The sequence below is a fragment of the Sphaerisporangium sp. NPDC004334 genome (genome assembly GCF_053602655.1).
This window is the reverse complement of sequence record NZ_JBSGDZ010000028.1, coordinates 15,114-33,904: the sequence shown is the minus strand read 5'-3', so window position 1 is coordinate 33,904 and position 18,791 is coordinate 15,114. Positions and strand designations below refer to the sequence as shown.

Below are 18,791 nucleotides of genomic sequence, written 5' to 3'. Positions count from 1 at the left end.
GCCCCTCGGACCGGCCCGGAGGCATGGCAGTCCCCCGCGCCCTACGACGCGACGACCGGCCGGCCATACGGCTCGCCACAGGACGGGTCCCAGGGCGCCACCGGCAACAGTCCCATCGGCACCCCTGAGAACGGGCCATACGGTGGTGCCGGCGGGACGCGCCCCCCGTCAGGTGACCAGCCGTCCGCCGCCTCAGGTGTGCACCAGATGTGGGCCGCACCGGTGCTCCTTCCTCAGGAGACCGCGCCCGCCGAGCCGCAGGTCTCGATGCCGGCGCTCAGCCCGCCGAGTTCCTGGGCCGTCCCCCCTGTCCCGTCGGCTCCGGCTGCTCAGGACGCGCCCTCTCCTGCGCAGAACTGGTCATCGTCTCCTGCGCAGAACCCGTCAACGTCTCCTGGGCAGAACTCGTCAACGTCTCCTGGGCAGAACTGGTCATCGTCGCCGCTGGACGCCCCCGGGCCCGCTCCACACTGGGCGGCGACTCCCCAGGACGCGCCGGCTCCTCCCCTCCCCGGACCGCAGGCCGGTTCGGCGCCGCAGCAGGCGCCGTGGGCGTCGCCCACCCCGCAGGACCGCCCATGGGCGCCGCCGGCCCCACAGGGCACCCCGTGGGCACCACCCGGGTCGCAGGGAAGGCCGCCGGGATCACAGGGGACGCCGCCGGCGTCGCAGAGCGGCCCCTGGACACCGCCCTCAGCTCAGCACGGCCCCTGGACACCGCCGGCACCGCAAGATGCCCCGTGGACACCTCCGGCACCGCAGGACGGCCCTTGGACGCCACCGGCGCCGCAGAATGCCTCCTGGACGCCCCCGGCACCACTGTCCAGCCGTCCGGTGCCACAGGACGCGCCGCCCACCCCACAGGACATCCTGTTCGGCCGGTCCGCACCACACGACGCGCCACCCGCACCACAAGACCTGCCGTCCAACGGCCCCGCGCCCCAGAACGTCTCATCGGTGCCACCCATGCCACACGACCCTCTGTCGGGGCGTCCCACGCCGCAGGACGCGTCATCGGCGTCCCCCAAGCCGCAGGACGGGCCGGCCACCTCGCCGCAGGATGCGCCTCTCACCGGGCAGAACGCCGCTCGGCCCTCTGAAGGCGGCCGGAAGGACGGCGGGTACCGCTCGAGCGACGGCGCGTGGCGTCCTCAGACACCGCAATACCCCGACATCCCGGTTTGGCCGCCGCCGGACATGCTGGACGATGATCGGCTCGGCGCGACGAACCCCGCCGGCATCCAGGACGGCACGCCGCGCACTACAGATGCCAAGGACGGTAAGCACTCGGCCGGATCGGCGGACGGCGAGCGCTCCACGGTGCCGGACGTGGGACACATCGCCGATGCCAAGGGCGGCAGGCACACCGGTGGCGCCTCCTCCTACGTCAGCGGGTCGTCCGGTATGTCGTCGAGCACCGGTCGACCCGAGACGTCGCCAAGCGCGGAGCGGTCCGAGACCCCACCAGGTACCGAACAGGCCGAGACCTCACCCGGGTCCGTGCCGCCGTCACAGCCGTCTCCCGCACCTGGACCGACACCGCCACCCGCTCCGGCGCCCGGTCCGAGGCCGACGCCGTCCATCCCGGCGCCGTCACCGCCCCCGGCCCCGTCACCGTCCCCAGTTCCGGCGCCGTCCATCCCGGCGCCGCGTCCCGCCGCGCCCGCCACGCCACCACCGTCCGATCCCTCCACGTCTCCGGGAACCGGTGCCTCCACGTCTCCGGGAACCGGTGCGTCCACGATGTCTGGTACGTCGGAGGGGACGGGCAGGTTCAGCGACGACTCCGGCATGTCGTCGGGCACCTCCGATGTGGCGAAGCGGAGGGAGGCGAAGGGCCTGCCGGCCATTCCGCGTTCGCAGGCCGGTCCTCCGCCGCGCGCGGCCCTTCCTCCCCCGCATCGGCCGGGCACTCCGCTGCCGCCCGCGCCGATGTCGCTCCCCCCGCTGGACGGCCCCTCGCAGGGGACGCACACGCCGTCGCAGGGGGCTCACAAGCCTGAGGGCCCCACCGCACCGGCCCGTCTGCCCGGCACGCCTCTGCCACCGGCTCCGCTGACCAGCGACGCGCTGACACTGCGTTCCCGCAACCCGCTCTCACGCGATGCCGCCGAGGGGTCGGCCCAGCAGCCGGCTCCGGGCGCCACCGACCCGGCCCCCGGCACGCGGGGCCTGACCTCAAGCAGGCCGTACCAGCCCACGGGCGCACAGGGCTCCGCTCCAGGCGCGCCCGCTTCCGGTCCAGGACCACGAGGTCTTCCGCCCGCGCCCGCGCCGGGCACACCGCTTCCGCCCGCTCCCCGTACCCTTTCGCCGCTCCCTCTCCCTGCCGGCGGCACCCCATCGCCCGCCGAGGGCGCCAGGACCGGCGAGAGCACCGCGCCCGCGACCGGCCTTTCCCGAAGCCGAGGCGGCACCGCGGCGGGCGACGACCAGCCCACCACCGGTGGCGCCCCGTCCACGCCCGCCGGCATCCCGTCCACGCCCGCCGGCCCCCTGTCCACGGCCGACGCCGGCGCCCCGTCCGCGATCGGCGGCCTCGCGGGCCCGCCACCTGCCACCGGCACGCAGTCCCCCATCAGCGGCATCGCCGGCGCACCACCTGGCACCGGCGGCACGGCCGGCACGCCGTCCGCCCTCACCGGCCTCACGGGCACGCAGATGGCCGCGAATGGCATCGCGAGCGCGCCGCCCGCCACCGGAGGTGCCGCAGGTTCGCCACCCAGCACCGGCACCACACCGGCAGGCGGCGGGACACCGGCCTCCTCGAGATCTCCCTTGTCGGGACCCACGACGACACAACCGGACGCGGCGTCGCCGGGACCGGCGGCACCGACTGCACCGGAAAAACCCTCCGAATCGAAGGCGCCGGAAGCACCGCCAAGACCGGCAGGATCGGCAGCACCGGCGGGAGCACCGTCTGGACCGGCGGGAGCACCGTCTGGACCGGCGGCAACAGTGGCACCGGGAGCAGTGGCGGGCGCTGTGGCGGCCGGCGGCCTCGCCTCCACGGTGACATCCGGGCCGGGCGCCGGCGTCGGGGTCACCGGAGGGTTCGCGGCCGGCGACCGTCCGACGGCGTCGGAGGTCGCGGTCGAACGGCCGCCGTTCGTACCACCCGGCGCCACGCCGCCCGAGGCGCCCGCCGGTACGGGCGCGGCCGAGCCGGCTCCCCGCTCAGGGAAGCGGGTGGTACTGGCCGCCGGAGTCGCCGTGGCGATCGCGGCGATCGGCACGGCCGCGTACTTCGGGTACCAGACCTTCAACGGGGGCGGCAAGCCGGTGACCATGCCCGACCCGTTGCCTTCGGTGGACGTGCGCCTGCCCGAGGAGGAGCCGACCACGACCGCCTCCCCGGAGCCGAGCACGGCGGCCACCACCATCCTGGACTCGGTGAAGACCGACCCGAAAAAGCTCACCCTCAAGGAGGCGTTCGCCCAGCGGCGGGTGATCGTCGGCGGACGCACCTACACGCGCACCAAGGTGGACATCACGCCGCGGTGCGACAAGGTGGCCGTGGGCGGCTTCGCCACGGCGCTGAAGCGCCAGAAGTGCAGCCGTGTCCTGCGGGCGACGTACGTGGACAACAAGCGCCGCTACGCGGTGACGACCGGCATCGCCGTGTTCCCGACCAAGCAGGCGGCCGTCGCGGCGGACAAGAAGAAGAACCTGGCGAAGACCGTCTGGTTCCGGGGACTGGCCGGCGGCGCGGGAACCGGCACCGACAAGGCCGACATCTCCGGCGGTTACGCGGCGGGGCTGGTCTGGGGACACTACATCGTCTTCAGCTTCGCCACCTACAGCGACGGTCACACCCCCACCGGCCAGGAGAAGGATCTCGGCCCGGTCAGCGGCGCCTTCCGCGACCACACCGCCCAAGTGATCGAGAAGCGCGTCACCGACTGACATGTCACCGACCGACGGAGATGACCCGGGTGACCACCTCCCGCCCGGGTCCGACGCACCGACCGACTGAGCCCGGCTCCTCGATCGAATCCGCCACGACAGGCCGGCCGGGGCCTGTCCACGCCGGCCCGTCCGCATCGAAAGCGCCGGCGGGCGCGGCCAGGCGACCACACTCGACCATGCGGTGGTCGTCGAGGTCGCCGGTGGAGCGGGGACACCAGGACACCCCGTCGCACAGCTCAGAGGTGGGGAGCTCGCGGGGTCAGGGGGGAGGGCGCGGAGATGGGGATCTCGCGGACTCAGGGGTGAAGATGCGGAGATGGGGGCTCGCGGGCTCAGGGGTGAGCGCGGAGGTGGGGAGCCCGCAGGGTCAGGGGGTGAGGGTGCGGAGGTGGCGGGTCTGGCGGGCTCGGGGGGCGAGCTCGGGGTCGGCGGGATAGCGGACCTCCTCCAGGCACAGGCCGCGGGCGGGGGCGACGTTCACCCCCGAGTCGCGAACGGCCTTCAGGAGCACGTCGGCAGGCCATTCCACGGCCCTGTGGCCTTCGCCGACGGCGAGCAGGCATCCGACCAGAGCACGCACCATCGAGTGGCAGAAGGCGTCGGCGACGACGGTGGCGACGAGCAGGCCCTCGGCGTCGCGCGTCCACGAGAGGCGCTGGAGCTCGCGAATGGTGGTGGCGCCGTCCCTCCTCTTGCAGAAGGCGGCGAAGTCATGCTCCCCGAGGAGATGGACGGCCGCGTCGTTCATGCGGCCGACGTCGAGGGGGCGCGGGTACCACAGGACCTCGTTACGGCGCAGTGGGTCACCGCCACCGGGGGCGTCGCAGACACGGTACGCGTAGCGCCGCGACAGCGCCGAGAACCGGGCGTCGAAGCCCTCAGGGGCCTGTCTGACGGCATGGACCCGTACATCGGGCGGTAGAACCCCGGCCAGCCGCCGGGTGAGCGCGGAGAGGCGCTGAGCGCCGCTCATCGGGGCGGCGTCCTTGCGGCGTCCCTCGACGGCGCGGAGCGCCTCGGGGGGAAGGTCGACATGGGCTACCTGGCCCCGCGCGTGCACCCCCGCGTCGGTACGGCCGGCGACCGTGAGGGAGGGGGGCGGTTCCAGGCGCAGGATGCGACCGAGCGCCGTCTCCAGCTCGCCCTGCACGGTCCGCTGTCCGGGCTGGCGGGCCCAGCCGGAGAACGCCGTGCCGTCGTACCCGAGATCCAGCCGCAACCGCAGCATCGCGGACGGCGCCTCCGCCGCAGGGGGCGGAGCGTCCTGGGGGGCCGTCGAGGAGTTCCCGGGACGGGGCGAGGCGGTGGCTGCGGATTCTGCGGGCGGTGGTGTGAGCACTGCGTCCCCCTGCGTGCCGGGATCGCCGTTGGGGCGTTCGGTGGAGCGAAGGTATCGGTCGAGGACGGGCTGGAGGTGCGGGGTGAACGCGGACGGGCCCAGCGCACCGAGGTGGTGTGCTGGGCCCGTCTTCGCGATCGGCGGCCGGATGGCTCCGGCCGTGCCCGGGGACGGCGGCGCCCCCGGATGGCCGCTAGGCGATCAGGCCTCGTCCTTCTTGGACTCGGTCTTCTCGCCGGCCTCCGCGCTCTCGTCGGCCGGAGCCGCGTCGGCGGGGGCCTCGTCGGCCGGGGTCGCGTCGGCGGGAGCGTCGTTCTCGGGGAGCTCGACGATCTCCTCGGCAGGCGCGGCGGCGGCCGGCGCGGTGCGGGTCGTGGTGACCGCGTTCAGCGGCTCCGACACCAGCTCGATCAGCGCCATCGGGGCGTTGTCGCCCTTACGCGGGCCGAGCTTGGTGATGCGGGTGTAGCCACCGGGACGCTCGGCGAAGGTCGGCGCGATCTCGGTGAACAGGTGGTGGATGACGCCCTTGTCCTTGACCACGGTCAGAACCTGGCGACGGTTGTGGATGTCGCCCTTCTTGGCCTTGGTGATCAGACGCTCGGCCAGCGGCCGGAGGCGCTTGGCCTTGGTCTCGGTGGTGCGGATGCGGCCGTGCTGGAACAGCTGGGTGGCGAGGTTCGCCAGGATCAGCCGCTCGTGAGCCGGGCTGCCGCCGAGACGCGCGCCCTTGGCAGGCTTGGGCATGGTCGTTCTCCTTTGGGATAACCCGCTCCGGCCGTGTCAGGTACCGGGGTCGGGCCGGGAGCCCTGGTCGTTCGGACAGGGCTCCCGTTGATGAGGTGATGCGGTGACGCGTGCCGCCGCGCCGAAGGCGCCGGCCGCCGGCGCGAGCCGGTCAGGTCAGTACTGCTCGGTCTCGACGTAACGGGCGTCGTCGTCGTCGTAGTCGCCGCCGGCGACGGCCGTCGGGTCGAACCCGGGCGGGGAGTCCTTGAGGGACAGCGTCATCTCGTGCAGCTTCTGCTTGACCTCTTCGATCGACTTGGCACCGAAGTTCCTTATGTCGAGAAGGTCCTGCTCGCTGCGCGCGACGAGCTCACCCACGGTGTGGATGCCCTCGCGCTTGAGGCAGTTGTAGGAGCGAACGGTGAGGTTCAGCTCCTCGATCGGCAGCGCCAGGTCGGCGGCGAGCGCCGCGTCCGTCGGCGACGGGCCGATGTCGATGCCCTCGGCCTCGACGTTGAGCTCGCGGGCCAGGCCGAACAGCTCGACCAGGGTCTTGCCGGCGGAGGCCACCGCGTCGCGGGGCTTCATCGACGGCTTGGTCTCGACGTCCAGGATCAGACGGTCGAAGTCGGTGCGCTGCTCGACTCGGGTGGCCTCGACCTTGTAGGTCACCTTCAGGACCGGCGAGTAGATCGAGTCGACCGGCACGCGGCCGATCTCCTGGCCGGGCTGCTTGTTCTGGGCGGCCGAGACGTAGCCGCGACCGCGCTCGACGGTCAGCTCCATCTCGAGCTTCGCCTTGCCGTTCAGCGTGGCGATGTGCAGGTCGGGGTTGTGCACCTCGACACCGGCGGGCGGCGCGATGTCGGCGGCCGTGACCTCACCGGGGCCCTGCTTGCGCAGGTACATGACGACGGGCTCGTCGTGCTCGGAGGACACGACCAGCGCCTTGAGGTTCAGGATGATGTCGGTGACGTCTTCCTTGACCCCGGGCACGGTCGAGAACTCGTGCAGGACGCCCTCGATGCGGATGCTGGTGACCGCCGCCCCCGGGATGGAGGACAGCAGCGTGCGGCGCAGCGAGTTGCCGATGGTGTAGCCGAAACCCGGCTCCAGCGGCTCGATGACGAACCGCGACCTGGTCTCCTCGATGGACTCCTCGAGAAGGGATGGGCGCTGTGCGATCAGCATGGGTTCTCCCCTGGTTCCGCGGGGCCCGCTATTTGACCACCGCGATTGGGTTCTTCACTGCCGAAGCTGTACGGCCTCCACCAGGATGCCGTACAGCTCTGCGGCAGACTAACTCGAGCCTTACTTGGAGTAGAGCTCGACGATCAACTGCTCCTGGACCTGGGTGTCGATCTGCTGACGGACCGGGAGCTGGTGCACAAGGATGCGCAGCTTGTCCGGAACGACGCCGAGCCAGGCCGGGACGGTCCTGTCGCCGACGGTGGCGCGGGCCACCTCGTACGGCATGAGGTTGCGAGCCTTCTCGCGGACCTCGATGATGTCGTGCTCGCGCACGCGGTACGACGGGATGTCGACCTTCTTGCCGTTCACCAGGATGTGGCCGTGGCGCACCTGCTGGCGGGCGGCGTCACGGGACACGGCGAGGCCGGCGCGGAAGACGACGTTGTCGAGACGGCTCTCCAGGATCTGGAGGAGGTTCTCACCCGTCTTGCCCGACTTGCGGTTGGCTTCCTCGTAGTAGTTGCGGAACTGCTTCTCGAGGATGCCGTAGATGCGGCGGGTCTTCTGCTTCTCGCGGAGCTGGAGCTGGTACTCCGACTCCTTGGGACGGCCGCGGCCGTGCTCACCCGGCGGGTAAGGACGGATCTCGATGGGGCACTTGGGGGACTCACACTTGCTGCCCTTGAGGAAGAGCTTTGTCTTCTCACGGCGGCAGAGCTTGCAGTCCGCTCCGGTGTAACGAGCCATTTCTCTATTTCTCCTGGGCCTCAGACGCGGCGGCGCTTGGGCGGACGGCAGCCGTTGTGCGGAACCGGGGTCACGTCCTGGATGGACCCCACCTCAAGGCCGGTGGCCTGGAGGGACCGGATGGCGGTCTCGCGACCGGAACCGGGGCCCTTCACGAAGACGTCGACCTTGCGCATGCCGTGCTCCATGGCCCGGCGGGCGGCGTTCTCGGCGGCCATCTGCGCCGCGAACGGCGTGGACTTGCGAGAGCCCTTGAAGCCGACGTGGCCGGCGCTGGCCCAGGAGATCACGTTCCCGCTCGGGTCGGTGATCGAAACGATCGTGTTGTTGAACGTGCTCTTGATGTGGGCGTGCCCGTGAGCGACGTTCTTCTTTTCCTTGCGGCGCACCTTCTTCGGTGCACCCTGGCGGCTCTTCGGAGGCATGTAGCGCTATCTCCTGAGGTGGTCGGTCCTGCTGCGTGGACGGGGGCGCGGCATCGGGCCAGTGACTGACCCGGCTCGGCGCCCCGTCGCGGACTACTTCTTGCCGGGCTTCTTCTTGCCGGCCACGGTCTTCTTCTTGCCCTTGCGGGTGCGCGCGTTGGTCTGCGTGCGCTGCCCGTGGACCGGAAGGCCGCGGCGGTGACGGATGCCCTGGTAACAGCCGATTTCGATCTTGCGACGGATGTCGGCCTGAACCTCGCGGCGGAGGTCACCTTCGATCTTGAAGGTGGCCTCGATGTAGTCACGCAGCGGAACGAGCTCGGTGTCGCTGAGCTGGTGCACCCGCAGGTCACCGTTCACGCCGGTGGCGTTCAGGATCTCCAGGGCGCGGCTGCGGCCGATTCCGTAGATGTAGGTGAGAGCGATCTCCAGCCGCTTGTCGCGGGGGAGGTCGACGCCAACCAGGCGAGCCATGGTCGGGCATTCTCCTTCGATGTGGCGGAGGTCCTGCGCCCCACTACCCCTCCCCATGCCCGGGGTGAGGGCCCCGGCCTCCGACCGGGGGTCGCCCGCGCGGTTCGGCCTTGCGGCCGCCTGCGCGGGTGTGGTGCGCGATTACGTTGTTCCGGCCGGGCCGGCCGCCCCGCTGGGGCCGCCCTCCCGTCCGGACCGCGATCAGCCCTGGCGCTGCTTGTGGCGCAGGTTGTCGCAGATCACCATGACGCGACCGTGCCGGCGGATCACCTTGCACTTGTCGCAGATCTTCTTGACGCTCGGCTTGACCTTCATAGTCCCTGTCGTTCCTCAGACGGCCCGCCCGCCGGTCCGGCCGGGTCGATCCGCGCGCGCCGTGCGAAGCGCACGGTGGACGCGGTTCTTCCTCGCCGCCGGGACGGGGGGCTTACTTGTATCGGTAGACGATCCGCCCACGACTGAGGTCGTAGGGGCTCAGTTCCACGACGACCCTGTCGTCGGGGAGAATCCGGATGTAGTGCATCCGCATCCGTCCGCTGATGTGGGCCAGGACCTTATGGCCGTTGTCGAGTTGCACCCGGAACATCGCGTTCGGGAGCGACTCAACCACAGTGCCCTCGATCTCGATGGCGCCGTCCTTCTTGGCCATGTCCCTCGCGTTTCACTGATCGGTCGTCTGAGGTATCGGATCACTAAGCAGCCGCGACCTAGAACGCGCGTGAGAGAGCGGCGATAGCTGACCGCCGACGCGTCTGGTCATAGTGAGCCGACAAAGGAGTGTACGACAACCGGCGTGGAAATGCGAAACGCCTGACGTTTGTCCGGACACAACCGACCACCAGCGTACCTCAGCGGAGCGGGAAAGGGGATGGACGCGCCCACCCGGCCGCACGGTACCGCCGATACCGGGCCTGGGTGGGCGCGTGCTCGTGCGCGCAGGGGATGTGCCCGCAAAAGATCACCTACCCGGCGACAACCCGGGAAACTGCCATCAGCGGTAAAGCCTGCGTCCAATGCCCGTGAACAGTCCGATACCGCCGGACAGGACATCCGATACCTCCGGGTGCGCCCCGGCCGGCCGATGCCGTGGTCCCAGGACGCTTCGACGCCTCGCGGCGGTCCAGCGTCCCCACGGACGGACCCGGCCCGATGTCGCCGGACACGACGAGAGCGGGCGCTCCCCCAGGAGCGCCCGCTCTGTTTCCCCCGCCTCCGGTCCCCCTCACTGAGCCCGGGAGGTCTGATCACCGCTTCGAGGAGACCGGATCAGAACCGGTGCCAGCCGCTCCAGTCGTAGTCACGGGTGGAACCCTCGCCCACGCGGAAGCGGAAGCCGTCGACGCCGCGGTTGAAGAAGATCTTGCTGGCGCTGTGGCCGAAGGTGCGGTAGCGGTTGTAGAAGTGCCAGCCGCTGCCGTTGTGGTAGTAGACGTCCAGCCAGCTGTACTGGCGGTCGCGGTCGCGGTCGAACAGGTCGAAGTCGAGGTAGTAGCGGCCGTCCGACCGGCCCCAGAAGCCCCGGACGTAGGAGCGGTCGCCCCGGTCCTCGCGCCCGCCGAAGTCGGAGAAGTACGGGCCGAAGCTGTGGCGGGACAGGGCCTGGGAGGCCGAGGTGGCGGCGGTGGCGCTCGCCGTCGACGCCGAGGCGGCGGGGGCGGCGGCGACGCCCGCCGCCAGAGCACCGGCGAGGGCGGTGCCGACGAGCAGGTTGCGGATCTTGCGCACGGTTTCCTCCTGTGAGCGAGCGTCCTCGGGATGAGGACGGATTCCCCGTGCCGGCCGAGCTTTCTGTGTGCCGCTCGTTCCGGACGACGCTCACGTTATGGAGGCTCGCCGTTCCCTTCTGCGTACGAATACGCACAGAACGCCGAGCGTGTATTACTACACAGAGCGGGCCGAGACGGGAGCCTCAGCCCTCGATGCCCCTCCTGCGCTTCCTGTCCTTCTTGCTCTTGCCGATCTCGTTGGGGTCCGAGCCGGACAGGGTGCTGATCAGCAGAATCACCGCCCAGGGACCGCCGACCCACATCGGCCAGAAATATCCGCCGAGGTCGGTCATGGCGTAAACGAGCACGCAGATGCCGAACACGCTGGCCCACGAGGTCCAGGCCGCCTTCACCCCGGGATGCATCCCCGCGGGCCGGCGCCGCTCCGGCGCCTGCGCCGCGGGCAGGTTGTTCAGGTCGATGTCCGGCAGGTCGGCGGTGAGCTTCCGCAGGTCGCCGTAGGTGCGCCCGGCGTAGACGAGCTCCAGGCGCTCGTTGAACTCCTCCATGGTGAGCCGGCCCTGGGCGCAGTGCTCACGTAGCGCGGCCGCGACCCTGTCTCTGTCGCCGTCGGACGCCCTCATGTCCGGTGTCGCCGCCATCACCATCAACTCCCGCGCAGACGTCAGCCAACGAGCCGTTCCACGAGCGGGTCAAAGGAGTGCCTCACTCCGTCTTGCCGTCGGTGCCGGCCTTCTCTCCCAGAAGCTCGCCAAGGCGTGCCTTCCCCCCGTCAAGGGCGGTGAGCACCCAAGGACCATTATCGGTCACCGCGACGCTGTGCTCGAAATGCGCGGACGGTTTTCCGTCGATGGTGACGACCGTCCAGTCGTCGGCCAGGACGCGGGTGCGGTCGGTGCCGAGATTGACCATCGGCTCGACGGCGAAGCACATGCCGGTCTCGAAGCGCGGGCCCCGGCCGGGCCGCCCGTGGTTGGCCACCCACGGCTCCATGTGCATCTCGGTGCCGATGCCGTGGCCGCCGTACTCCTGCGGGATGCCGTAGCGCCCCTGAGAGCGCACGTAACGCTCGACCTCGAACCCGACGTCGGACAGGTGCCGCCCCACGGTCAGCGCGGCGATGCCGCGCCACATGGCCTCCTCGGTCACCCGCATCAGCTCGGCGAGCTTCGGGTCCACCTCGCCGATGGCCACGGTGATCGCCGAGTCGCCGTGCCAGCCGTCCAGGATGGCGCCGCAGTCGATGGAGATGACGTCGCCGTCGCGCAGGGGACGGCGGTCGCTCGGGATGCCGTGGACGACCTCGTCGTTCACCGAGGCGCAGATGGTCGCCGGGTATCCCTGGTAGCCCTTGAACGAGGGGATCGCGCCCTCGTCGCGGATGGCCTTCTCGGCGATGGCGTCCAGGTCGAGCGGCGTCATCCCGGGTCGCACGGATTCGCGCAGGAGCTGGAGCGTGCGCCCGACCACCAGACCGGCGGCCCGCATCTTCTCCAGCTGCTCAGGTGTCTTGATCTGAATTCCGTGCTTGTTCTTCTTGAACACTTACTGGCACCCCCTGGGGTGAATCAACGGACCGCCCGGCATCCCAATTCCCCCGATTGTCCCCCGACAAGCCGGACGCCACCCTTGGGACGGGCCCAAAGGTGGCGTCGGTGCCTATATCGCCGCGCTCGGCGGCTCTCAGTCGGCGAAGCGGCGCAGTTCGGCCATCGCCCGCTGGGTGATCTCTTCGACCGGACCGGTCGCGTCCACACCGTGCAGGATGCCCTCGTCGGCGTAGAAGGAGATCAGCGGAGCCGTCTGCTGCTGGTACACCTCCAGCCGGTGGCGGATGGTCTCTTCCCGGTCGTCATCACGCTGGAACAGATCGCCGCCGCAGGCGTCGCACACCCCTTCCTGGGAAGGGGGGTCGAAGACCACGTGCCACACCTTGCCGCAGGAGCGGCAGGTGCGCCGGCCGGCGAGCCGGCGCACGACCTCCTCGTCGTCGACCACGAGTTCGAGCACGACGTCGAGGTGGGTGCCGAACTCGGCCAGCATCTTGTTCAGAATCTGCGCCTGCGGCACGTTTCGCGGGAAGCCGTCCAGCAGGAAACCCTCCTGCGCGTCCGGCTCCCCGAGGCGGTCGCGGACCATGGCGACGGTCACCTCGTCGGGTACGAGGTCGCCGCGGTCCATGTACTCCTTGGCAAGCTTGCCGAGTTCCGTGCCGCCCGACACGTTGGCACGGAAGATGTCACCTGTCGAGATCTTCGGGATGGACAGGTTCGATGCGATGAACTGGGCCTGTGTCCCCTTGCCCGCTCCGGGGGGCCCGACCAGGACGACGCGCACTACTTGAGGAAGCCCTCGTAGTTCCGCTGCTGAAGCTGGCTCTCGATCTGCTTAACGGTGTCCAGCCCAACACCAACCATGATCAGAATGCTCGTGCCTCCGAACGGGAAGTTCTGGCTCGCCCCAGCCACCGCGAGAGCGATGATCGGGACCATGGAGATCAACCCCAGATAGAGCGAACCCGGAGCGGTCAGCCGCATGAGCACGTAGTTGAGATACTCGGCGGTCGGCCGGCCCGGGCGGATGCCCGGGATGAATCCACCGTACTTCTTCATGTTGTCGGCCACCTCAACCGGGTTGAAGGTGATGGACACGTAGAAGTAGGTGAAGAAGATGATCAGCACGAAGAACGTGACCATGTAGACCGGGTGGTCGCCTCGGACGAAGTTCTGTGCGAGCCACTGCACGATCGCGCCGGGGTTCTCCTTGTTGCCGAACAGCGAGACCACCAGCTGCGGCAGATAGAGCAGCGAAGAGGCGAAGATGACCGGGATGATGCCGGCCTGGTTCACCTTCAGCGGGATGTAGGTCGAGGTCCCGCCGTACATGCGACGCCCGACCATGCGCTTGGCGTACTGGACCGGGATGCGGCGCTGGGCCTGCTCGACGAACACCACCGCGGCGATCATGAACACTCCGACCACCATCACCACGACGAAGGTGAAGGCGTTCTGCCGGAAGATGTTCAGCAGCTCCGAGGGGAAGACCGCGATGACCTGGGTGAAGATCAGGATCGACATGCCGTTGCCGACGCCGCGGTCGGTGACCAGCTCGCCGAGCCACATGATGACCGAGGTGCCGGCCGTCATGACGACCACCATCGTGACGATGGTGAAGGCGTCGTTGTTCACCAGGAGCGGCTGACGGCAGTTCGGGAACAGCTGCCCGGTGCGGGCGAGCGCGACGAACGCGGTCGACTGCAGGACGGCCAGACCGATGGTCAGGTAACGCGTGTACTGGGTGATCTTCGCGGTGCCGGACTGGCCCTCCTTCTTGAGGGCCTCCAGGCGGGGGATCACCACCGTGAGGAGCTGAAGGATGATGCTCGAGGTGATGTACGGCATGATGCCGAGCGCGAACACTGAAAGTTTCAGCAGCGCGCCGCCACTGAACAGCTGCACCATGCCATAGATGTTGGCGGAGTCGCCCGCCTGCGCCTCTTTCAGACACTGCTGCACGTTCGTCGTGTTGACGCCCGGGGTCGGCAGCACCGAGCCCAGCCGGAACAACACGATGATGGCCAGTGTGAAGAGCAGCTTGTTGCGCAGGTCGGGCGTACGGAACGCCCGGGTAATCGCGGTCAGCACGGTCCCTCCTGCGCGCCTGTAAGGCGGTGTCGGTCAGCGAAGGTCTGGAAGTGATGCATCGGCACGTCTCTGATCAACGAGCCCTGGACAGCCTTTGTCCAGCGCACTCTAACGCACTACGGGCGCGGCGGCTCCCACGGAGCCCCCGCGCCTCGTACTGCCTTGACTACAGCTCGGTGACGGACCCACCGGCCGCAGCGATCTTCTCCTTCGCGGAGGCGGAGAAAGCGTGCGCCTGCACGTTCAACGCCACCGAGATGTCACCGGTTCCCAGCACCTTGACCGGCTGGTTCTTGCGGACCGCGCCCCGCTCGACCAGCGTGTCCACCGAGACGTCGCCGCCGTCGGGGAACAGCTCGCCGAGCCTGTCCAGGTTGACGACCTGGTAGGTCGTCTTGAACATGGCGTTGGAGAAGCCCTTGCGCTTCGGCAGCCGCCGCTGAAGCGGAACCTGGCCGCCCTCGAAGCCGAGAGGGACGTTCGTGCGGGACTTGGTGCCCTTGGTGCCACGACCGGAGGTCTTGCCCTTGGACGCCTCGCCGCGACCCTTGCGGATCTTGGCCTTGTTGGCGCCCTTGGCCGGACGCAGGTCGTGCAGGCGCAGCGGCGTGCCGCCGCTGGTGTTCTCAGCGTTAGCCATGACTAGTCGACCTCTTCCACCTCGACGAGGTGCGTCACCACGGCGACCATGCCCCGGATCTCCGGGCGGTCCTCCTTGACGACGACATCGCCGATTCGCTTCAGGCCCAGCGAGCGCAGCGAGTCACGCTGGTTCTGCTTGCCACCGATCTTCGACCGGGTCTGGGTGATCTTGAGACGAGCCATCGGCTAGCTCACCGCCTTCGCCGCCGCGGCGGCCTCGGCGATGCCCTCGGCGCGAGCCTTGAGCATGCGCACGGGGGCGACGTGCTCGATCGGGAGCCCACGGCGGGCGGCGATCTCCTCGGGCCTGCTGAGGCCCTTCAGCGCCGCCACGGTGGCGTGGACGATGTTGATCGGGTTGTCCGAGCCGAGCGACTTGGACAGCACGTCGTGGATGCCGGCGCACTCAAGGACGGCGCGCACGGGGCCACCCGCGATGACACCGGTACCGGGCGAGGCCGGACGCAGCAGCACGACGCCGGCGGCGTCCTCACCCTGCGAGGTGTGCGGGATGGTGCCCTGGATGCGCGGCACCTTGAAGAAGTGCTTCTTGGCCTCCTCGACGCCCTTGGCGATCGCCGCGGGCACCTCCTTGGCCTTGCCGTATCCGACACCGACCAGGCCGTTGCCGTCACCGACGACAACCAGGGCGGTGAAGCTGAAGCGCCGACCACCCTTGACGACCTTGGCCACTCGATTGATCTTCACGACGCGCTCGATGTACGAGACGCCCTTCTCGGCAGCGCCGCCGCGGCGATCGTCGCGACGGTCCCGCCGCTCACCACCGCCGCCGGCACCGCGACGCGGAGCTGCAGCCATCAGTGGTTCCTCTCCTCGTTGCTCTTGATTGCGATGCCGGCCGGAGACATCAGTTGCGATCCTCGCCCCATCAGAACTCCAGCCCGCCTTCACGGGCGCTGTCCGCGAGAGCCGCGATGCGGCCCGCGTAGCGGTTGCCACCGCGGTCGAAGACCACGGTGGAGATCCCGGCGGCCTTGGCCCGCTGAGCGAGGAGCTCGCCGACCTTCTTCGCCTTGTCGGTCTTGGTGCCCTCGGCCGTGCGCAGGGAGGTGTCCAGCGTGGACGCGCTCACCAGCGTGTGGCCGGCGATGTCGTCGACGATCTGCACGAACAGGTGCCGTGCGGAGCGGTTGACGACCAGACGGGGACGGGCCGGAGAGCCCACGACCTTCTTGCGGACGCGGCGGTGACGACGCGAGCGCGACAGCGCGCGCGCGGCCGTGTGCTTGGCAACCTTGGTGAAGGCCATGACTACTTACCAGCCTTTCCGACCTTGCGGCGGATGACTTCGCCCTGGTACCGCACACCCTTGCCCTTGTAGGGGTCGGGCTTGCGCAGCTTGCGGATGTTCGCGGCGACCTCGCCGACCTTCTGCTTGTCGATGCCGTCCACGTGGAACAGGGTCGGCCGGTCGACGCGGAAGGAGACACCCTCAGGGGCGTCGACGATCACCGGGTGGCTGAAGCCCAGAGAGAACTCCAGCTGCGCCGGGCTCTTGGCCTGGACGCGGTAACCCACGCCGACGATCTCCAGCGTCTTGCTGTATCCCTTGGTCACGCCGTCCACCATGTTGGCGATCAGCGTGCGGGAGAGCCCGTGCAGCGCACGGACCTTCTGCTCGTCGTTGGGGCGGGTGACGGCGATCGCGCCGTCCTCGCCCTTCTCGACCACGATCGGCTCAGCGACCGTGTGCGAAAGCGTGCCCTTGGGGCCCTTGACCGTGACATCCCGGCCGTCGATGGTGATGTCAACACCATTCGGTACAGGGATGGGCAGCCGTCCAATTCGCGACATGCTGTGATTCCTCCCCTCTACCAAACGTAGGCGAGGACTTCCCCGCCCACACCACGCTTGCCGGCCTGCTTGTCGGTCATGAGTCCGCCGGACGTCGAGATGATCGCGACGCCCAGACCGCCCAGGACCCGGGGCAGGTTGTCCTTCTTTGCATAGACCCGCAGACCAGGCTTGGAAACCCGGCGCAGGCCCGCGATTGACCGTTCACGCGTGGGCCCGAACTTGAGCTCCACCACGAGGTTCTTCCCGACCTTGGCGTCTTCGACGGCCCAGGCCTGGATGTAACCCTCCTGCTGGAGGATCTCGGCGATGTGCGCCTTGATCTTCGAGTACGGCATGGCCACGGTGTCGTGGTATGCCGAGTTCGCGTTACGCAGACGTGTCAACATGTCTGCGATCGGGTCGGTCATCGTCATGGCCGGTGGCCCTCCTCACCGCGGTTTCCCTGTGACGGGACCTACGGTGTGGTCGTGGGCGCTTGAAGCAGCGCCCGGTTGATATGACTTATATGTACGGCTGGCGCCGTGCGGGCCCCTCCCGGAGGGATGTCCCTCGGGAGCCCCTCGAAGAGGAGCCCGCACGCGAACTACCAGCTGGACTTGGTGATGCCGGGCAGCTCGCCCCGGTGCGCCATCTCGCGGAAGCACACGCGGCAGAGGCCGAACTTGCGGTAGACGGCGCGGGGCCGGCCACAGCGCGAGCATCGAGTGTACGCCCGCACGCCGAACTTCGGCTTGCGCTCGGCCTTCGCGATCAGAGACTTCTTGGCCATCAGGCCTCCTTGAAGGGGAAGCCGAGAAGCTTGAGCAGCGCCCGGCCCTGGTCGTCGTTCGTGGCGGTGGTCACGACCGTGATGTCCATGCCACGCTGACGGTCGACCCGGTCGGGGTCCACCTCGTGGAACATGACCTGCTCGGTGAGACCGAAGGTGTAGTTCCCGTTGCCGTCGAACTGCTTGGGCGACAGGCCGCGGAAGTCCCTGATGCGCGGGAGCGCGAGGGAGAGCAGCCGGTCGAGGAACTCCCACATGCGGTCGCCGCGGAGCGTCACGTGCGCGCCGATCGGCATGCCCTCGCGCAGCTTGAACTGGGCGATGGACTTGCGGGCGTGGGCGACGGCCGGCTTCTGGCCGGTGATGGCGGTGAGATCGCGCACCGCGCCCTCGATGAGCTTGGAGTCACGAGCCGCCTCGCCGACGCCCATGTTCACCTTGATCTTGGTGAGCCTGGGGATCTGCATGGCGTTCTCGATGCCGAACTGCTCACGCAGCTTGTCGGCGATCTCCGCGCGGTAGCGCTCCTTGAGGCGCGGCACCGCGCGCTCGGTCTCAGTTGTGGTGGCGGTCATCAGTTGTCCTCACCCGATTCGTCGGCCTTCTCGGCCTTCTTGGCGGGCTTGTCGTCCTTCTTCGCCTCATCCTTGAGCTTCTTGACGTTGCTCACGTGGATGGGGGCCTCCATGGTCTGCACGCCGCCTTCCTTGGCGCCGCGCGGTCCCTGGTGGGTGACCTTGGAATGCTTCTTGATCATGTTGACGCCCTCGACGATCACGCGGTCCTCCCGCGGGATCGCCTGGATCACACGACCCTTGGCACCCTTGTCCTTACCGGCGATGACCTGGACGAGGTCACCCTTCTTCACATGCAGCTTCGGCATTTACAACACCTCCGGCGCGAGCGAGATGATGCGCATGAACTTCTTCTCGCGCAGCTCGCGACCCACCGGACCGAAGATACGCGTGCCCCGAGGGTCGCCACTGTCCTTGATGATGACCGCGGCGTTCTCGTCGAAGCGGATGTAGGAGCCGTCGGGGCGGCGGCGCTCCTTAGTGGTGCGCACCACGACAGCCTTGACCACATCACCCTTTTTGACGCCGGCGGCGGGAAGGGCGTCCTTCACCGTCGCGACGATGATGTCGCCGATACCCGCGTAGCGCCGACCCGAGCCGCCGAGCACGCGGATGCACAAGATCTCCTTGGCACCCGTGTTGTCGGCGACCTTGAGCCGCGACTCCTGCTGGATCACGTCAACTCCCGTGTGTCACGCCGGTTCTCAATCATGAGCCTGGCGGAACTAGATTTCGGTCTGATGCGCCCTGGCGCCGGCACGGCCGGCGCCGAGGGGGGACGCCCGCGCGGGAGACCCCCTTC

At 69.2% G+C, this 18,791-nt stretch carries 24 protein-coding genes; 1 reads left to right on the top strand and 23 read right to left on the bottom strand.

The window, feature by feature from the left end:
- Positions 1–2,973: 2,973 nt before the first annotated feature.
- Positions 2,974–3,906 carry a hypothetical protein gene (locus tag ACWEN6_RS31250; RefSeq protein WP_452575222.1) on the top strand — a complete coding sequence of 311 codons (933 nt, stop codon included), beginning with the start codon at positions 2,974–2,976 and terminating at the stop codon, positions 3,904–3,906.
- Positions 3,907–4,276: 370 nt separating this feature from the next.
- On the opposite strand, the gene truA is transcribed toward ACWEN6_RS31250, so the two are convergent.
- From truA to rplN, 23 genes are all read right to left on the bottom strand, one after another.
- Entirely contained in the window at positions 4,277–5,137 is an 861-nt protein-coding gene (gene truA / locus ACWEN6_RS31245) for a tRNA pseudouridine(38-40) synthase TruA (RefSeq protein WP_452575220.1), read from the bottom strand.
- Between the two features lie 312 nt (positions 5,138–5,449).
- On the bottom strand, positions 5,450–5,995 hold the full coding sequence (rplQ, locus tag ACWEN6_RS31240) for a 50S ribosomal protein L17 (protein WP_354924604.1): 546 nt from the start codon (positions 5,993–5,995) through the stop codon (positions 5,450–5,452).
- Between the two features lie 156 nt (positions 5,996–6,151).
- Positions 6,152–7,168: a DNA-directed RNA polymerase subunit alpha gene (locus tag ACWEN6_RS31235; protein ID WP_354837543.1), complete on the bottom strand. Its 1,017-nt coding sequence runs from the start codon at positions 7,166–7,168 to the stop codon at positions 6,152–6,154.
- Positions 7,169–7,288: 120 nt separating this feature from the next.
- On the bottom strand, positions 7,289–7,915 hold the full coding sequence (gene rpsD, locus ACWEN6_RS31230; protein ID WP_354837545.1) for a 30S ribosomal protein S4: 627 nt from the start codon (positions 7,913–7,915) through the stop codon (positions 7,289–7,291).
- 20 nt (positions 7,916–7,935) lie between these two features.
- A complete protein-coding gene (gene rpsK / locus ACWEN6_RS31225) occupies positions 7,936–8,340 on the bottom strand; it encodes a 30S ribosomal protein S11 (protein WP_012887860.1) in 405 nt (134 codons plus the stop codon).
- A gap of 93 nt (positions 8,341–8,433) precedes the next feature.
- Complete coding sequence (gene rpsM / locus ACWEN6_RS31220) at positions 8,434–8,814, bottom strand: 30S ribosomal protein S13 (protein ID WP_354837548.1); 381 nt, start codon at positions 8,812–8,814, stop codon at positions 8,434–8,436.
- Between the two features lie 201 nt (positions 8,815–9,015).
- A complete protein-coding gene (gene rpmJ / locus ACWEN6_RS31215) occupies positions 9,016–9,129 on the bottom strand; it encodes a 50S ribosomal protein L36 (RefSeq protein ID WP_003956441.1) in 114 nt (37 codons plus the stop codon).
- 112 nt (positions 9,130–9,241) lie between these two features.
- Positions 9,242–9,463: a translation initiation factor IF-1 gene (gene infA, locus ACWEN6_RS31210; RefSeq protein ID WP_012887858.1), complete on the bottom strand. Its 222-nt coding sequence runs from the start codon at positions 9,461–9,463 to the stop codon at positions 9,242–9,244.
- 617 nt (positions 9,464–10,080) lie between these two features.
- Positions 10,081–10,539, bottom strand: a complete 459-nt coding sequence (locus ACWEN6_RS31205; RefSeq protein ID WP_452575218.1) for a hypothetical protein — start codon at positions 10,537–10,539, stop codon at positions 10,081–10,083.
- 184 nt (positions 10,540–10,723) lie between these two features.
- Positions 10,724–11,182 carry a DUF1707 SHOCT-like domain-containing protein gene (locus ACWEN6_RS31200; protein WP_452575216.1) on the bottom strand — a complete coding sequence of 153 codons (459 nt, stop codon included), beginning with the start codon at positions 11,180–11,182 and terminating at the stop codon, positions 10,724–10,726.
- A 64-nt stretch (positions 11,183–11,246) separates the two neighbouring features.
- Positions 11,247–12,086 carry a type I methionyl aminopeptidase gene (gene map, locus ACWEN6_RS31195; RefSeq protein WP_380825943.1) on the bottom strand — a complete coding sequence of 280 codons (840 nt, stop codon included), beginning with the start codon at positions 12,084–12,086 and terminating at the stop codon, positions 11,247–11,249.
- A 138-nt stretch (positions 12,087–12,224) separates the two neighbouring features.
- On the bottom strand, positions 12,225–12,878 hold the full coding sequence (locus ACWEN6_RS31190; protein WP_354837560.1) for an adenylate kinase: 654 nt from the start codon (positions 12,876–12,878) through the stop codon (positions 12,225–12,227).
- Complete coding sequence (gene secY, locus ACWEN6_RS31185; RefSeq protein WP_354837562.1) at positions 12,878–14,185, bottom strand: preprotein translocase subunit SecY; 1,308 nt, start codon at positions 14,183–14,185, stop codon at positions 12,878–12,880. Before secY ends, ACWEN6_RS31190 begins: the two co-directional genes overlap by 1 nt.
- 166 nt (positions 14,186–14,351) lie before the next feature.
- Positions 14,352–14,825, bottom strand: a complete 474-nt coding sequence (gene rplO / locus ACWEN6_RS31180; RefSeq protein ID WP_354837564.1) for a 50S ribosomal protein L15 — start codon at positions 14,823–14,825, stop codon at positions 14,352–14,354.
- A 2-nt stretch (positions 14,826–14,827) separates the two neighbouring features.
- Positions 14,828–15,010 (bottom strand): 50S ribosomal protein L30, encoded by a 183-nt coding sequence (gene rpmD / locus ACWEN6_RS31175; RefSeq protein ID WP_030451484.1) that lies wholly within the window; start codon positions 15,008–15,010, stop codon positions 14,828–14,830.
- Between the two features lie 3 nt (positions 15,011–15,013).
- On the bottom strand, positions 15,014–15,646 hold the full coding sequence (gene rpsE, locus ACWEN6_RS31170; RefSeq protein WP_347632437.1) for a 30S ribosomal protein S5: 633 nt from the start codon (positions 15,644–15,646) through the stop codon (positions 15,014–15,016).
- 70 nt (positions 15,647–15,716) lie between these two features.
- Positions 15,717–16,097, bottom strand: coding sequence for a 50S ribosomal protein L18 (rplR, locus tag ACWEN6_RS31165; protein ID WP_354837567.1), 381 nt, complete (start codon positions 16,095–16,097; stop codon positions 15,717–15,719).
- Between the two features lie 2 nt (positions 16,098–16,099).
- Entirely contained in the window at positions 16,100–16,642 is a 543-nt protein-coding gene (gene rplF / locus ACWEN6_RS31160) for a 50S ribosomal protein L6 (RefSeq protein ID WP_354837569.1), read from the bottom strand.
- A gap of 17 nt (positions 16,643–16,659) precedes the next feature.
- Positions 16,660–17,058 carry a 30S ribosomal protein S8 gene (gene rpsH, locus ACWEN6_RS31155; protein ID WP_354837570.1) on the bottom strand — a complete coding sequence of 133 codons (399 nt, stop codon included), beginning with the start codon at positions 17,056–17,058 and terminating at the stop codon, positions 16,660–16,662.
- A gap of 170 nt (positions 17,059–17,228) precedes the next feature.
- A complete protein-coding gene (locus ACWEN6_RS31150; protein WP_114032742.1) occupies positions 17,229–17,414 on the bottom strand; it encodes a type Z 30S ribosomal protein S14 in 186 nt (61 codons plus the stop codon).
- On the bottom strand, positions 17,414–17,989 hold the full coding sequence (gene rplE, locus ACWEN6_RS31145; RefSeq protein WP_354837572.1) for a 50S ribosomal protein L5: 576 nt from the start codon (positions 17,987–17,989) through the stop codon (positions 17,414–17,416). Before rplE ends, ACWEN6_RS31150 begins: the two co-directional genes overlap by 1 nt.
- Positions 17,989–18,288 (bottom strand): 50S ribosomal protein L24, encoded by a 300-nt coding sequence (rplX, locus tag ACWEN6_RS31140; protein WP_354837627.1) that lies wholly within the window; start codon positions 18,286–18,288, stop codon positions 17,989–17,991. Before rplX ends, rplE begins: the two co-directional genes overlap by 1 nt.
- 9 nt (positions 18,289–18,297) lie before the next feature.
- Complete coding sequence (rplN, locus tag ACWEN6_RS31135; protein WP_189162756.1) at positions 18,298–18,666, bottom strand: 50S ribosomal protein L14; 369 nt, start codon at positions 18,664–18,666, stop codon at positions 18,298–18,300.
- Positions 18,667–18,791 lie beyond the last annotated feature (125 nt).